Source organism: Cryobacterium sp. MDB2-A-1, assembly GCF_004402675.1.
GTDB lineage: Bacteria > Actinomycetota > Actinomycetes > Actinomycetales > Microbacteriaceae > Cryobacterium > Cryobacterium glucosi.
This window is the reverse complement of the sequence record NZ_SOFK01000028.1, coordinates 398,889-413,331: the sequence shown is the minus strand read 5'-3', so window position 1 is coordinate 413,331 and position 14,443 is coordinate 398,889. Positions and strand designations below refer to the sequence as shown.

12 protein-coding genes are annotated in these 14,443 nt (G+C 69.4%); 4 read left to right on the top strand and 8 right to left on the bottom strand.

Annotated features, from left to right (window positions below):
- The first annotated feature begins 7 nt into the window (after positions 1–7).
- Genes valS through E3O39_RS11195 form a run of 3 tightly spaced genes read left to right on the top strand, consistent with a single transcriptional unit; the run spans position 8 to position 3,322 of the window.
- Positions 8–2,590: a valine--tRNA ligase gene (gene valS / locus E3O39_RS11205; RefSeq protein WP_134447912.1), complete on the top strand. Its 2,583-nt coding sequence runs from the start codon at positions 8–10 to the stop codon at positions 2,588–2,590.
- A 10-nt stretch (positions 2,591–2,600) separates the two neighbouring features.
- Entirely contained in the window at positions 2,601–3,047 is a 447-nt protein-coding gene (locus E3O39_RS11200) for a GNAT family N-acetyltransferase (RefSeq protein WP_134447910.1), read from the top strand.
- 11 nt (positions 3,048–3,058) lie between these two features.
- On the top strand, positions 3,059–3,322 hold the full coding sequence (locus tag E3O39_RS11195) for a hypothetical protein (protein ID WP_241985047.1): 264 nt from the start codon (positions 3,059–3,061) through the stop codon (positions 3,320–3,322).
- A gap of 20 nt (positions 3,323–3,342) precedes the next feature.
- Here E3O39_RS11195 and E3O39_RS11190 read toward each other — a convergent pair whose 3' ends face one another.
- The 5 genes from E3O39_RS11190 to E3O39_RS11170 all read right to left on the bottom strand — a co-directional run bounded on the left by E3O39_RS11190 (position 3,343) and on the right by E3O39_RS11170 (position 8,973).
- Complete coding sequence (locus E3O39_RS11190) at positions 3,343–4,569, bottom strand: MFS transporter (RefSeq protein WP_198413425.1); 1,227 nt, start codon at positions 4,567–4,569, stop codon at positions 3,343–3,345.
- Between the two features lie 57 nt (positions 4,570–4,626).
- Positions 4,627–5,190 carry a dihydrofolate reductase family protein gene (locus E3O39_RS11185; RefSeq protein ID WP_134447906.1) on the bottom strand — a complete coding sequence of 188 codons (564 nt, stop codon included), beginning with the start codon at positions 5,188–5,190 and terminating at the stop codon, positions 4,627–4,629.
- Positions 5,191–5,274: 84 nt separating this feature from the next.
- Complete coding sequence (locus tag E3O39_RS11180) at positions 5,275–6,561, bottom strand: thiolase family protein (protein WP_241985046.1); 1,287 nt, start codon at positions 6,559–6,561, stop codon at positions 5,275–5,277.
- On the bottom strand, positions 6,542–8,038 hold the full coding sequence (locus tag E3O39_RS19500) for a class I adenylate-forming enzyme family protein (protein WP_241985045.1): 1,497 nt from the start codon (positions 8,036–8,038) through the stop codon (positions 6,542–6,544). The genes E3O39_RS11180 and E3O39_RS19500 overlap by 20 nt, the downstream gene beginning before the upstream one ends.
- A gap of 44 nt (positions 8,039–8,082) precedes the next feature.
- Positions 8,083–8,973 carry a methyltransferase domain-containing protein gene (locus E3O39_RS11170; protein WP_134447900.1) on the bottom strand — a complete coding sequence of 297 codons (891 nt, stop codon included), beginning with the start codon at positions 8,971–8,973 and terminating at the stop codon, positions 8,083–8,085.
- Positions 8,974–9,111: 138 nt separating this feature from the next.
- Here E3O39_RS11170 and E3O39_RS11165 point away from each other — a divergent pair, with 138 nt between their 5' ends.
- Entirely contained in the window at positions 9,112–11,178 is a 2,067-nt protein-coding gene (locus tag E3O39_RS11165) for a M3 family metallopeptidase (RefSeq protein WP_134447898.1), read from the top strand.
- Between the two features lie 30 nt (positions 11,179–11,208).
- On the opposite strand, the gene E3O39_RS11160 is transcribed toward E3O39_RS11165, so the two are convergent.
- From E3O39_RS11160 to clpX, 3 genes are all read right to left on the bottom strand, one after another.
- A complete protein-coding gene (locus E3O39_RS11160) occupies positions 11,209–12,231 on the bottom strand; it encodes a 1-aminocyclopropane-1-carboxylate deaminase (protein ID WP_134447896.1) in 1,023 nt (340 codons plus the stop codon).
- A gap of 42 nt (positions 12,232–12,273) precedes the next feature.
- Positions 12,274–12,951, bottom strand: coding sequence for a GntR family transcriptional regulator (locus tag E3O39_RS11155; RefSeq protein WP_134447894.1), 678 nt, complete (start codon positions 12,949–12,951; stop codon positions 12,274–12,276).
- A gap of 114 nt (positions 12,952–13,065) precedes the next feature.
- Positions 13,066–14,349: an ATP-dependent Clp protease ATP-binding subunit ClpX gene (gene clpX, locus E3O39_RS11150; protein ID WP_134447892.1), complete on the bottom strand. Its 1,284-nt coding sequence runs from the start codon at positions 14,347–14,349 to the stop codon at positions 13,066–13,068.
- Positions 14,350–14,443: the final 94 nt, after the last annotated feature.

The window sequence follows — 14,443 nt, the reverse complement described above, 5'->3', positions numbered from 1 at the left end:
GAGAACCATGACGATCCCGAACGTTCCGGACAAGCCAGCCCTCGAGGGCCTCGAGAACAAATGGGGCGGCACCTGGGACACCGAGGGCACGTACCGCTTCGACCGCGACTCCGCGACCAGGGCGAACATCTTCTCCATCGACACTCCCCCGCCGACCGCGTCCGGCTCACTGCACATCGGCCACGTGTTTTCGTACACGCACACCGACGTCGTCGCCCGCTTCCAGCGGATGCGCGGCCGCGACGTGTTCTACCCGATGGGCTGGGACGACAACGGCCTGCCGACCGAACGCCGGGTGCAGAACTACTACGGCGTGCGCTGCGACCCGTCGCTGCCGTATGCCCCCGACTTCACCGCGCCCTTCGAGGGCGGCGACGGCAAGAGCACCAAGGCCGCCGACCAAGTCCCGATCAGCCGCCGCAACTTCATCGAACTCTGTGAACGCCTCACCCTCGAAGACGAGAAGCAGTTCGAAGCGCTCTGGCGCGACCTCGGCCTGAGCGTCGACTGGACCCAGACCTACCGCACGATCGGTTCGCACTCGATCGCATCCTCCCAGCTCGCCTTCCTCGGCAACGTCGCCCGCGGCGAGGCCTACCAGGCCATGGCGCCGACCCTCTGGGACGTCACCTTCCGCACGGCCGTCGCGCAGGCCGAGCTCGAGGACAAGGACATGCCCGCCGCGTACCACCGGGTCTCCTTCCGCAAGCCCGACGGTTCCACGATCGAGATCGAGACCACCCGGCCCGAGTTGCTGCCGGCCTGCGTGGCCCTCGTCGCGCATCCGGACGACGAGCGCTACAAGCACCTCTTCGGCACGACCGTGCGCACCCCGCTCTTCGACGTCGAAGTTCCTATCCTCGCCCACCACCTCGCCCAGAAGGACAAGGGCAGCGGCATCGCGATGATCTGCACCTTCGGCGACGTGACCGACGTGGTCTGGTGGCGGGAGCTCGACCTGCCGAACCGCGCGATCATGGGCTTCGACGGCCGCATCATCGCCGAGGCGCCCGAGGTCATCACGAGCGAAGCCGGAATCGCCGCGTATGCCGAGCTCGCCGGAAAGACCGTTTTCTCGGCCAAGCAGGCCGTCGTCGCCCTTCTCACGGCGAGCGGCGACATGATCGGCGAACCGAAGCCGATCGTGCACCCGGTCAAGTTCTTCGAGAAGGGCGACAAGCCCCTCGAGATCGTGTCGACCCGCCAGTGGTACATCCGTAACGGAGCGCGCGACGAGGCACTCCGGTCCCGCCTGCTCTCGCACGGCGCCGACCTGCAGTGGCACCCCGAATTCATGAAGGTCCGCTACGACAACTGGGTCAACGGCCTCACCGGCGACTGGCTCGTCTCCCGCCAGCGCTTCTTCGGAGTTCCGCTTCCGGTCTGGTACCCGCTGGATGCCGACGCGAACCCGGTCTTCGACCAGCCGATCGTCGCCACCCGCGACCAGCTCCCGGTCGACCCCTCTTCCGACACCGCGCCGGGGTACGCAAGCACCCAGCGCGGCCAGGCCGGCGGTTTCGTCGGCGAGGTCGACGTGATGGATACCTGGGCGACGTCCTCGCTCACCCCGCAGCTCGCCGGCGGCTGGGAGCGCGACCCACAGCTCTTCGACCTCGTCTACCCGTACTCGCTCCGCCCGCAGGGCCAGGACATCATCCGCACCTGGCTGTTCTCCACCCTGCTCCGCGCCGAACTCGAGGACGGCCGGTCCCCGTGGAAGCACGCGGCCCTGTCCGGGTTCATCGTCGACCCCGACCGCAAGAAGATGTCGAAGTCCAAGGGCAACGTCGTCACCCCCGCCGACATGCTCGTGCAGCACGGTTCGGATGCCGTGCGCTACTGGGCCGCCTCCTCGCGCCTCGGCACCGACGCGGCCTTCGACCCCAAGAACCCGACGCAGATCAAGATCGGCCGTCGCCTCGCGATCAAGATCCTGAACGCGTCGAAGTTCATCCTCGGCTTCGACGGGGCAGCGGACGCCGCGATCACCGAGCCCCTCGACCGCAGCATGATCGCCCGCCTCACGAGTGTCGTCGCCCAGGCGACGACCGCGTTCGACAGCTACGACCACGCCCGCGCCCTCGAGGTCACCGAGAGCTTCTTCTGGACGTTCTGCGACGACTACCTCGAGCTCGTCAAGGAACGCGCGTACGGCGAAGCCGGCGCCGGGCAGGCCTCGGCCGTCGCGGCGCTCCGCACCGCACTGTCGACCCTGCTCCGTCTGTTCGCCCCGTTCGTGCCGTTCGCGACCGAAGAGGCGTGGTCCTGGTCCAACGAGGGATCCGTGCACCGGGCCGCCTGGCCCATCGCGGCAGACCTCGCCGCAGGTTCAGGGGGGAACCCCGCACTGCTCGAGCTGTCCAGTCGCGCGCTCACCGGCATCCGGCGCGGAAAGACGGATGCGAAAGCGTCCCAGAAAACCGACGTCGCATCTGCTGTAATTAGCGGTACGGCTGCAGAGGTTGCCCTGCTCGCGCAGGCTGCCGCAGATCTGCAGGCTGTCGGCCGGATCTCGGAATTGGTTTTTGTCGAAGGCGGCGAGTTGGCAGTCACGGAAATCGTGCTCGCCACGGTGTCGGAGAGTTAGGGAGAACCAGATGGCTATTCACGTACGAGCATTGGGCGACAAGGACTTTTTCGCCTGGCTGGGCCTCTTCGAGGGCTACAGCGAGTTCTACAAGAGCGAACTGACCGATGAGAAGGCCCTCCGCGTCTGGAGCTGGATCATCGATCGGAACCACGTGCTGAACGGCGCGGTCGCAGTCAGTGACGACGGCGACTTCGTGGGCTTCGCGCACTACCGGGAGGTGCCGAACACGCTCAGCGCCACCCGCGGTCTCTTCATCGACGACCTGTTCGTCGTGCCGGAGCACCGTACGGGCGGCGTCGGCCGTTCGCTGATCGAGTTCGCCAAGGACTACGCGGCCGAGCACAAGCTCACGACCGTGCAGTGGATCACCGCCGCGGACAACGAGACCGCCCAGCGTCTCTACGACGACGTCGGCACCCGCACCGACTGGGTCACCTACGAGATCGAGCTCTGAGCCCGTTGCAGGTGGGAACCCGCTGGTCGTTCGGCGGCACGGCGCCGTCCGGTCTGCCCGAGGTCGTCCTCCTCGCGGTCAGCACGGTCGAGCAGGACCTCACTGTCGCCCCGAAGGACGGTACGGATTCGTGGCGTTGGACGCTGACCTGGCTCGAGGCCAAGCCGGTGATCGAGCTCGATGACGGCACCGTCATCCGCTACAACGCGGTCGACGACAGCGCAACGATCACGCAGCCCTCGATCGAGGTCGAGGACGACGAGGACTGGATCTAGACCCGGAGGTCCCGCGGGTATCAGTCGCGCGGGATCACCGGTTCCGTCGCGCCCGGCCGGTCCGGTCCCGCCGAGAGGGCGAGACGGATCATCGCGGCGGCGCCCAGGATGGGACCGGGCACCAGGACCAGCAGGGCGTACTGCCAGCCCACGAGTCCGGCGAGCACCGGGACGACCTGGATCGTGACGACTGTGATCAGGAAGCCGATGGCCGTCTGGACGGTCAATGCCGTGCCCACGTAGCGCGGATCGGCGGACTCGCTGAGCGAAGTGGAGAAGACGCCGGAATCGGCGATGACGGATGCGCCCCACACCGCCAGGACGATGACGAGGGTCACCGGCGCCGCAGTGAAGAACAGCGGAGAGGCGAGGGCACAGCTGCCGCTGACGATCAGGGCTCCGGCACCCGCAGTACCGCGACCGTATCGGTCGGCCGCCCACCCGCCCAGCAGGGCGCCGGACGCACCGGCCACCCCGATCACGAGAAAGATGACGAGTGTGTCCCAGGCCGCCACGGACTCTCCCGCCGCCGACCGGCCGGCGCGAACGAAGGCGGGCAGCCAGGTCCAGAGCGCGAACAACTCCCACATGTGGCCGAAGTAGCCGAAATTGGCCAGGCGAGAACGTCTGTCCCTGAACATGTCCACGGCGTACCGCGGGTTGATCGGGGCGCTCCCGGACGAACCGTGCGGGCCCGACCGGATCAGGAGCGCCGCAACGACCGCGGCGACCGCGGCGAGAACCGCGGAGACGTTCATCACGTCCCGCCACGCCAGATCGGGCAGTCCGCGGACGAGGTGCGGCAGTGCTGAGCCGAGGGTCAGGGCCGCGATCATCAGGCCGAAGGCCCGCCCCCTGGCCAGGGACGGCGCCCAGGACGCCGTGAGTTTCATCCCGACCGGGTACACGCCCGCCAGCAGCGCACCGGTCAGGAAGCGCGGGAGGAGCGCCGTCGCGAGGTCCGTCGCCGTCGCGGTGAATGCGAGAATGCACCCGGCGGTGCCCAGCGCGCACCCAGCCATCAACAGCTGGGGCGGTATCCGGTCCGCCGCGTTCAGGACCGCGGACAGGACGGCGCCGACCACGAAACCGAGCTGCACGGATGCCGTCAGCCAGACCGCGTCGACCGTCGAGATATTCCACTCCAGCCTGAGCGCAGGAACGACCGCGGACGCGGAGAACCAGGCGGACATGGCCAGGACCTGGACAAGCGCGATCAGCAGCCGCTGGCGCTTCTGCCGGGTCACGACCGGTCGCCCGCCCCCGGATCCCGGCGGCAGGGGCCGGGCCGCCGGGCCCGCGGATCAGGCCTGCGGCACGACATACCGCAGGTACACCATTCCGTTTCGGAATCGTCGTTCACCCCGGAGCTCGAGCGGCATCCTCAGGTGCTCCGGCAGGAACCGGGTGCCGCCGCCGACGATGATCGGCGTCACGAAACGGTGGATCTCATCGACAACGCCCGCCTTGAGCGCGTGCGCGGCGAGCCCAGGACCGCCGATGGACACGCTCAGCCTGCTGTCCGCGACGAGGCTGCGTACCTCGGCGGCGTCGAAGGAGCGCTCGATGCGCGTCCGCGTCGTCGTGACCGCCGCGAGGTTGTGCGAGTAGACGACCTTTTCGGCGGCCTGCCAGATATCGGTGTACTCCCGCACCACGTCGGGCGGATCGACGAGTTCTCTCGCGGTCTCCCAGAACGCCATCGTCTCGTACATCCTGCGTCCGTACAGGTAGGTGCCGATCTTGCGTTCGAGGGCGTTGATGAAGGCGTGCACCTCCTCGTCGGGCGTCGCCCAGTCGAAATCACCGGCGGCATCCGCTGTGTACCCGTCGAGCGACGTGATGCCCGAGTAGATCAGCCTGGCCATGTGTCCTCCCGTCGCCCCTGCGTCTGCAGCTTCATACTGGCCTGCCCTGTCGCCCAGCGGAAGAGCCCTGAGACGAACGAACCCCTAGCCGGGCGCGCCCTCCCAACGGAAGAGCGCCGCGAGCCCGAGACCGCCGGCGATGCTGACCATGGCGAGGGCGTGCGCCCCCTTCGGGGCATCCGCCCCCTTCGGGGAATCCGCCCCCTCGACACCGTCGGCGCGGGACTGTGCCAGAAGCCGCAGCACGATCAGGGCACCGGATGCGCCGAACGGGTGCCCGAGGGCGAGCGCGCCGCCCTGCCGGTTGGCTCTGTCCTCCGGCACGTCGATCAGGTCGAGGGAGGCGAGCACCTGGGCTGCGAAGGCTTCGACGATCTCGACGCGAGCGAGGGCCTCGGCAGGGACGCCCGTGCGCGCGAGCAGGGACCTGCCTGCCTCGCCGCCGCCGGCACCGAGCAGGTTCGGGTCGGTTCCGGCCGGGACGGCGTCGACGAAGGTGAGGAAGCCGGGGCTGCCCGTTCCGGCCTGCAATGAGCCGCTCGCCAGGAGGTCCATCGCGCGGGCCCTGCTCGTGACGAGCACGACCACGGCGCCGTCGGCGTCTGCGCAGGAATTGCCGGCCGTGACCGTTCCGCCCGGGCGGAAGGCCGCTGGGAAGCGGCGGAGCAGGGCAGCGTCGAGCTTCGGGCGGGGACCTTCGTCGGCCGTGACGCGTGCGCCCGTCCCGTCGATGCCGGCGATCCCGACGATCTCTGCCTCGAACGCTCCCGCACCCGCGGCGGCGACGGCGAGACGGTGGCTGCGGGCGGCGAAGGCGTCCTGGCGTTCCCTGCCGATTCCGAAGTGCGCGGCCACGTTCTCGGCGGCGACGCCCATGTCGGGGTCGCCGACCGAATCCGGCGCGAACCGGACGCGATCGAAGAAGTCCGGCTCCCCCGGCGCCGAACTCACGCGGTGCGCGCGGAGGGGCGCGGTGCTGCAGCTCTCGACACCGCCGGCCAGGTAGAGGCTGCCGGCGCCCGCGGCGACGAGGCGGCAGGCGAGCACGATCGCCTCCAGCCCGGACCCGCACTGCCGGTCGACGGTCAGGCCCGGCACGCTCACCGGGAATCCGGCCTCGAGCAGCGCGAGGCGGGCGAGGTTCCCGCCGCCGCCCGTGGCGTTCCCGATGATCACGTCGTCGATGTGCGCGGGATCGAGGCCGAGGTCGGCGACGACCGCGGAGAGCACGGGGGCGAGCAGCCGGTCGGCGGTGATCAGGGACAGGGCTCCGCCGCTTCGCCCGAAGGCCGTGCGACGGCCCCAGAGGATGACGGGCTCGCGGTCGGCGGCAGGAGCCGCAGCGGTGTGCTCAGTCGAGGCGCTCGACACGGGGGTCTCCTTCGGTGATCCAGTCGGCAAGCAGGCGGCGGCTGACCTTGCCCGCCCGGGTGACGGGCAGGTCCGTGATCCGGTAATAGGCGCGCGGGCGTTTCGGCGGGGCGAGGCCGGTCGCGGCCGTCCGCAGGTCGGCGAGGGTGAACGCCCCAGCGCCGGGGTCGGGTGCCTCGAGGAGCGCGGCGACGAGCAGCGTACCGCGCCGGGCATCCGCGAGGCCGGTCACGACGACCTGTGCTCCGGCCCCGCCTGCAGCGGAGCCGCCGAGGCCGGTGAGGAGGGTCGCCTCGACCTCCTGCGGGTAGACGTTGTGACCGGAGGTGACGATCATGTCGGCCCGGCGGCCCTCGAAGTGCAGTTCGCCGGCGTCGTCGAGATGGCCCTGGTCGCCGACCGTGCACCACTCGCCGGTCTGGTCAGCAGCGACGCGGGCGAACGCCGTGCCGTCGTCGCCCCAGGCGTAGCCTGCGCTGACCAGGCGGCTGCGCACGACGATGGTCCCGGTGGCTCCGGGGGCGGATGCCCGGCCCGCGTCATCGAGGACGCGCACGTCGACGCCGGGGAACGGCCGGCCGACGGCCGTCGGCGACTCGGTCCGGTCCTCACCGGGGCGGAGTCGCCTGGCGGTGACGAAGCTCAGTTCCGCGGCGCCGTAATAGTCGAAGACCGTAGCTCGGGGCGCCCAGTTCCGGACACTCGCGAGAGTGGCGGCGTCGAGCCGGGCGCCCGCGCTGACGATCGCGGTGAGCGCGCCTCCGTCCACGCCGGCGATCAAACCCCGCTCGGCGAGCATTCGGAGCGCGGTCGGGACGGCGACGATGCGGGTCACGCCGGCGTGTGCCACGGAGTCGAGGGCATCGCCGACGTCGAAGTGCGGCAGGGTGTGGAACGCAGCCCCCGCGTAGAGGGTTTCGGCGAGGGCGTAGAGCGTCAGGCTCGCCGACAGCGGTCCGGGGGCGAGGACCCGGTCGTCGGCGCGGAGGTCGAACAAGGCGGAACTCGCTGCGAAGGCCCGCTGCCAGGAGTCCCTGCCGCGGGTGAAAGCCTTGGGCAGCGCGGTGGTGCCCGAGGTGAAGCCGTAGAGGAAGACCGAATCCGCTGGCCCGTCGCGGAGGCCGGCTGGCGCCGGTGGCGTCGTCGGCGCCCGCGATGAAGACGCCGGTAGCGGCGTCGAGCCGGCCTCGCGCAGCATCCGCTCGATCGCCGTGCGCTGCAGGGCCGGCCAGTCCGGGTCGAGCACGGCGACAGTACCCACGCCCGCGACCGCGGCGACGAAGTCCACGACGAAGTCGAGACCGTTCGGCAGGCAGAGCACGGTCGGGCCGCCGGACGACTCCCCCGCCAGTTCGCGGGCGCGGCGGCTCGACCGGACCTGGAGTTCGGCGTAGCTGAGCCGGTCCGCACCAATCGTGACGGCGTTCGCGTCCGGCTGCAGGGCGGCCCAGTGCTGGAGGCGGTCGAGGAAGGGCACGCTCGAGTCTACTTTTCCTGAGGTCCCCTGCTCGGTGACAAAAGCTACTTGACCGCGATGATCTCGCCGTGCGGCATGCCGAACCAGCCATCGGGGTCGCCTGCCCACTGCCGCCAGGCTGCGGACATGGCGCGCAGGTCGGTGAGGTCGGCGGCCCCGGATTCGATCGCGTGCGCGGCGAAATCGGACTCGGTCGCGCGCAGGGCCCAGGATTCCCCCCACCAGTCGCGCTCGGCATCCGTGGCGAAGCACCAGATGGACGCACTGCTCGTCACCGCGTCGAAGCCGGCGAGCCTGGCCCAGGCCTTGAGCGCGCGGCCGGCGTCTGGATCACCTCCGTTCCAGTAGTGCACCGCACGGTAGGCGGTCATCCAGGACTGGAGGCCGGGGAGCTTGGGGTACCAGGCCACGCCGCCGTAGTCGACATCGCGGGCGGCGAGGATGCCGCCCGGTTTCAGCACGCGGCGGAGTTCCCTCAGGGCGGCGACCGGGTTGGCCAGGTGCTGAAGCACCTGGTGCGCGTGCACGAGGTCGAAGCTGTCGTCCGCGAAGTCGAGGGCATAGACATCGCCGACCCGGAAGGCGACGTTGGGCACACCCTCGTCGACGGCGAGCCCGGCCGCCTGGGCGACGATCGCAGCGGAGGCGTCGACGCCGGTGACCGTGCCCGGAGAAACCCGGCGCGCGAGGTCGACCGTGATCGTGCCAGGCCCGCAGCCGACATCGAGGACCCTCAGCCCCGGCGTAAGGTGCGGGATCAGGTACGCGGCCGAGTTCAGGACGGTACGCCAGGTGTGCGAGCGGAGCACGCTCTCGTGGTGCCCGTGCGTATAGGTGTCGCGGATCGCCTCGCCGTGCGGGGCGATCTCGACGCGGTCGGCGTCCCTGTCGTCCGGCTGGGAGTGTGCGGGCTCGCGTGTTTGCTCGGCGGTCATGCTGACAGCCTAGGACCTGTACCGAATTCAGGAGTCGGGATCCCGGAGGACACCGCTGGCCGGCATCCGCCGCACTGATCCGGGCTCCGGCACCCCACTGGCGGGTCGTACTCCTGAATTCGGAACTAGGTTTAAGGCATGGACCAGCACAACCCCTTCGCCCGGCCGAGCACGCTCCCGTTCCAACTCCCGCCGTATGCCGCCATTCGCGACGAGCACTACCGGCCCGCGTTCCTCGAAGGCATGGCCGAGCAGCTCGCCGAGGTCGAAACGATCTGTTCCGACCCCGCGGAGCCGTCCGTCGCGAACACCCTGCTGGCGCTTGAACGGAGCGGCCAGTTGCTCGACCGGGTCGCCGCGGTGTTCTTCAACCGGAGCTCCTCAGATTCCAGCCCGTTCACGATCGCCCTGGAGGAGGAGCTCGCTCCCCTGCTCGCGGCCCACTCCGACGCGATCCGGCTGCGCCCCGAGCTCTTCGCGCGCATCGCGGCCCTGCACGCGCGCGCAGACGAGCTCGGGCTCGACCCGGAGACCCGGTACCTCCTCGAGCGGTATTTCACCCAGTTCACCCTCGCCGGCGCCGGGCTGTCCGACGCAGACAAGGCGCTGCTCCGCGACTTCAACACGCGGCTCTCCGTCGCCACAACCCGGTTCGAGAAGAACCTTCTCGCCGACACCAACGACCTCGCCCTCGTCGTCGACGACGCTTCGGAGCTCGACGGTCTCTCTGCCGGCCAGCTCTCCGCCGCGGCCCAGGCCGCAACCGACCGTGGCATGCCCGGCCGTTTCGTGATCACCCTCGTGCTCTTCACCGGCCACCCCTACCTCGCGCTGCTCACCAACCGGGGCGTGCGCGAACGGTTGCTCGCCGCCTCGCGTGCCAGGGGCATCCGTGGCGGAGAGCACGACAACCGCGCCCTCGTGCTGTCGATCACCCGCCTCCGCGCCGAACGCGCCCGCCTGCTCGGCTTCGCGACCCACGCGGCCGCGGTCACGGCCGACGAGACCGCCAGGACGCCCGCCGCCGTCGGGGACCTGCTGCACCGGCTCGCGGTTCCGGCCGCCCGCAACGCGCGCGCCGAGCAGGCCGAACTGCAGGCCCTCGTCGACGCCGACGTCGCTGCGGGGATCCTCGCGGAGGGCTTCGACATCGCCGCCTGGGACTGGGCGTTCTACTCCGAGCGGATGCGCCGGGCCAGGTACGACGTCGACACGGCCGCCCTGCGCCCCTGGTTCGAGCTCGAGAGCGTGCTGCGCGACGGCGTCTTCTACGCCGCCCAGCGCCTCTACGGGGTGACCTTCACCGAACGTGCCTCGCTCGCCGCGTGGCACCCCGATGCGCGGGTGTTCGAAGTGTGCGAGGAGGACGGCTCCCCCGTCGGCCTGTACATCCTCGACGTGTACACCCGGGATTCCAAGCGCGGCGGGGCGTGGATGAACGCCCTCGTCTCGCAGTCGGATCTGCTCGGCACGCCCGTGATCGTCTGCAACAACCTCAATGTGCCGCAGCCGGCCGCCGGGGAGGCCACGCTGCTGAGCCTCGACGAGGTCACCACGCTCTTCCACGAGTTCGGGCACGCCCTCCACGGGCTTTTCGCGCGGGTCACCTACCCGAAATTCGCCGGGACGAACGTGTACCGGGACTTCGTCGAGTTCCCGAGCCAGGTCAACGAGATGTGGCGCTTCGACCCGGAGGTGCTCGCGAACTATGCGCACAACCGCGAGACCGGCGAGCCGCTGCCCCCGGAGGTCGTCGCGGGCATCCACGCGTCTGCGACCTTCAACGAGGGCTTCGCGACGAGCGAATACCTCGCCGCCGCACTGCTCGACCAGGCCTGGCACGGCATCGAAGCGGATGCCGGCACCGAGATCACCGATGTCGCCGCCTTCGAGGCCGCCTGTCTCACCGCCGCCGGCCTCGACAACCCCGCCGTGCCGACCCGGTACGCGAGCACCTATTTCGCGCACACCTTCTCCGGCGGGTACGACGCGGGCTACTACTCGTACATCTGGAGCGAGGTGCAGGACGCGGACACCGGCGCCTGGTTCGCCGAGCACGGCGGCCTGACCAGGGAGAACGGTGAGCGGTTCCGGGAACGCCTGCTCGCTCGCGGGGGCGGCATCGACCCGCTCGAGGCGTACCGGGACTTCAGGGGGCGCGATGCGATCATCCAGCCGCTGCTCGACCGGCGCGGCCTGAACTAGCCGCGCCGACCTCCCTGTCCCGGCAGAGACTCAGTGATACAGCGCGCTGTATGCGTTGATTGCCGGCTGGCCGCCGAGGTGGGCGTAGAGGACGTTGCCGTCCCTGGCAATGTCGCCCGTCGTGACGAGGTCGATCAGTCCGGCCATCGACTTTCCCTCGTAGACGGGGTCGATGATGACGCCCTCGAGGCTCGCCGTGAGCCGGATGGCGGCATTCGTCGACTCCACCGGTATCCCGTAGAAGTTCCCCGCCCAGCCTTCGAGCACGGTGATCTCGTCGTCGGTGATGAGACGCCCCACGCCGATCAGTTCCGCCGTGTTGCGCGCGATGCGGGCGACCTGGTCGCGAGTGGCCTCGATCGTGGCGGATGCGTCGATCCCGAGCACGCGCCGCTTGCGACCCCCGAAGTTCGCCTCGAGGTCGGCGAATCCGGCGATCATGCCCGCGTGGGTCGACCCAGTGACGCTGCAGACCACGATCGTGTCGAAGAACACACCGAGCTCTTTCTCCTGGGCGGCCACTTCGTGGGCCCAGTTCGCGAAGCCGAGTCCGCCCAATCGGTGGTCGGAGGCACCAGCCGGGATCGGATACGGGATTCCACCCGCGGCCACGACGTCGGCGATGGCCTGCGTCCACGAGTCCTTGAAGCCGATTCCGAAGCCCTCGGATGAGATGCGCACGTCGGCGCCGGTGAGCCGGGAGAGCAGGATGTTGCCCACCCGGTCGTTGACGCTGTCCGGCCAGTCCACCCACTGCTCCTGCACCAGAACAGCCTTCAGGCCGAGGTGGGCGGCGACCGCGGCGACCTGCCTGGTGTGGTTGGACTGGATGCCGCCGATGGAGACGAGGGTGTCCGCACCCTGGGCAAGGGCCTCCGGAATCAGGTACTCCAGCTTCCGGGTCTTGTTACCGCCGAAAGCGAGGCCGCTGTTCACGTCATCACGCTTGGCCCAGACACGGGCGCCACCGAGGTGGGCGCTGAGCCGGTCGAGCGGGTGAATGGGGCTCGGGCCGAAGGTGAGCGGGTGACGGGGAAAATCGCGCAGTGCCATGGGGTCCTTTGGATCGGGGTGGGGGTTCAGGGGTTCAGGGGTTCAGGGGTTCAGGGTCACGTTGGCAGTCGCGGCCAGCATCCGCCCGAGGGTGAGCCAGTTCTCGCGTACGGCCGTGCCGGCTTGGTCGGCTTGCCCGGCAGCGCAGAATCCGATGATGCGCTCGTGGTCGGCAACGGATGCCCGCCCCGCGAGGGAGGAGAACCGGGCGCGTTCCAGGCGCCTCAGGGTGGGCGTGACCTGCTCGAGCAGTGCCGGCAGCAGCTGGTTCGCGCTCGCGCGCACCGCGACGTCGTGGAAATCGTCATCCGCGGCGATGGCGGCATCGACGTCGTTCGTCGCCAGGGCGAACTGGAACCGGTCGTTGGCCGCCTTCATCGCGGCGATGTCCCCGGCGGTGAGCTGGGCGACCGCCTCGCGCGCGGCGAGTTCGTGGAGCGCTGCGGCGATCGCCTGCGCGTTCAGTGCCGTCCGTTCGTCCAGCGGCGCGACGACGGTCTGCCTGGCACGCTCGGTTCGAACGAGACCTGCGGTTTCGAGCCGGGCGATGGCCTCGCGGATCGGCGTGCGACTGACCCCGAGCCAGGACTCGAGCTCGGCGTCACGAAGCTTCTCGCCGGGGGCGAGCGTTCCGTCGACGATCGCGGTGCGGAGTGCCTCGTAGGCATAGTCGCGCAGGGAGGCTGGGCGATGCAGCGCATCGGGAACGGGAACCGGCATGCAATATATTAGATATTGCCAGTGGCGCCCTGTCAAGTGGCCGCCGACCCGCCTGCACCAAAAACCGCCCCCGACTGTGGTCGGAGGCGGTTCAGGTCGTGATGGGTTTCGGGGCTAGGCGGACTTCTCGACGCGGCGAGCGGCCTTGTGCAGCACGATGGTCGGGGCGGCGTTGTCGAGCACGGCAGCCCTGGTCACGATGACCCTGGCGACCTCGCTGGAGGACGGCACCTCGAACATGATCGGCCCGAGGACCTCTTCCATGATCGCGCGGAGGCCCCGGGCGCCGGTCTTGCGCAGCACGGCGAGGTCGGCGATGGCCTCGAGTGCGGGCTGCTCGAAGTCGAGTTCGACGCCGTCGAGCTCGAACATCCGCTGGTACTGGCGCACCAGGGCGTTCTTCGGAACCGTGAGGATCTGCATGAGGGCGACCTGGTCGAGCTGGGTGACCGTCGTGACGACGGGCAGCCGGCCGATGAATTCGGGGATGAGTCCGAACTTGTGCAGGTCTTCGGGGAGGACCTCGCTGAAGAGGTTCACATCGTCACCCTTGCTGTGCAGCGGGGCGCCGAAGCCGATGCCCTTCTTGCCAGCACGGGTGGAGATGATGTCGTCGAGTCCCGCGAACGCGCCGGCCACGATGAACAGCACATTGGTCGTGTCGATCTGGATGAATTCCTGGTGCGGATGCTTGCGCCCGCCCTGCGGGGGCACAGACGCGACGGTTCCTTCCAGGATCTTCAGCAGAGCCTGCTGCACGCCCTCACCGGACACGTCCCTGGTGATCGAGGGGTTCTCGGCCTTGCGGGCGATCTTGTCGATCTCGTCGATGTAGATGATGCCCGTCTCGGCACGCTTGACGTCGTAGTCGGCGGCCTGGATGAGCTTGAGCAGGATGTTCTCGACGTCTTCGCCGACGTATCCGGCCTCGGTGAGTGCGGTCGCGTCCGCGACGGCGAACGGCACGTTGAGGCGCTTGGCGAGCGTCTGGGCGAGATAGGTCTTGCCGCAGCCGGTCGGGCCGATCAGGAGGATGTTGGACTTGGCGATTTCCACGTCGTCGTGGATCGCGTCGGCGGCGGTGAGCGTGGCACGGGAGCGCACGCGCTTGTAGTGGTTGTAGACGGCGACGGCCAGTGCGCGCTTGGCGGCTTCCTGGCCGATGACGTATTCCTCAAGGAACCCGAAGATCTCCTTGGGCTTGGGCAGTTCGAACTCGCCCGTGGTCTCTTCGGCGCCGGCCTCGGCCAGGCGTTCTTCGATGATCTCGTTGCACAGCTCGACGCATTCGTCGCAGATGTAGACACCGGGACCGGCGATCAGCTGCTGGACCTGCTTCTGACTCTTCCCACAGAAGGAACACTTCAGCAGGTCGGCGCTTTCGCCTATTCGGGCCATCCGTCAGCCTCCTCCATCGGTCGTGCTGGTAACGCTTGTTTCGCTGAACCGAGCCTAGCCTCTGGGGGTGACACTGGGGTGCAAGCGACGCGGA

Excerpts from the sequence above, each read along its gene's own strand:
- E3O39_RS11200 (WP_134447910.1), top strand. The coding sequence starts at position 2,601 with ATGGCTATTCACGTACGAGCATTGGGCGACAAGGACTTTTTCGCCTGG.
- E3O39_RS11165 (WP_134447898.1), top strand. The coding sequence starts at position 9,112 with ATGGACCAGCACAACCCCTTCGCCCGGCCGAGCACGCTCCCGTTCCAA.
- E3O39_RS11155 (WP_134447894.1), bottom strand. The coding sequence starts at position 12,951 with ATGCCGGTTCCCGTTCCCGATGCGCTGCATCGCCCAGCCTCCCTGCGC.
- E3O39_RS11170 (WP_134447900.1), bottom strand. The coding sequence starts at position 8,973 with ATGACCGCCGAGCAAACACGCGAGCCCGCACACTCCCAGCCGGACGAC.
- E3O39_RS11185 (WP_134447906.1), bottom strand. The coding sequence starts at position 5,190 with ATGGCCAGGCTGATCTACTCGGGCATCACGTCGCTCGACGGGTACACA.
- clpX (WP_134447892.1), bottom strand. The coding sequence starts at position 14,349 with ATGGCCCGAATAGGCGAAAGCGCCGACCTGCTGAAGTGTTCCTTCTGT.
- E3O39_RS11160 (WP_134447896.1), bottom strand. The coding sequence starts at position 12,231 with ATGGCACTGCGCGATTTTCCCCGTCACCCGCTCACCTTCGGCCCGAGC.
- valS (WP_134447912.1), top strand. The coding sequence starts at position 8 with ATGACGATCCCGAACGTTCCGGACAAGCCAGCCCTCGAGGGCCTCGAG.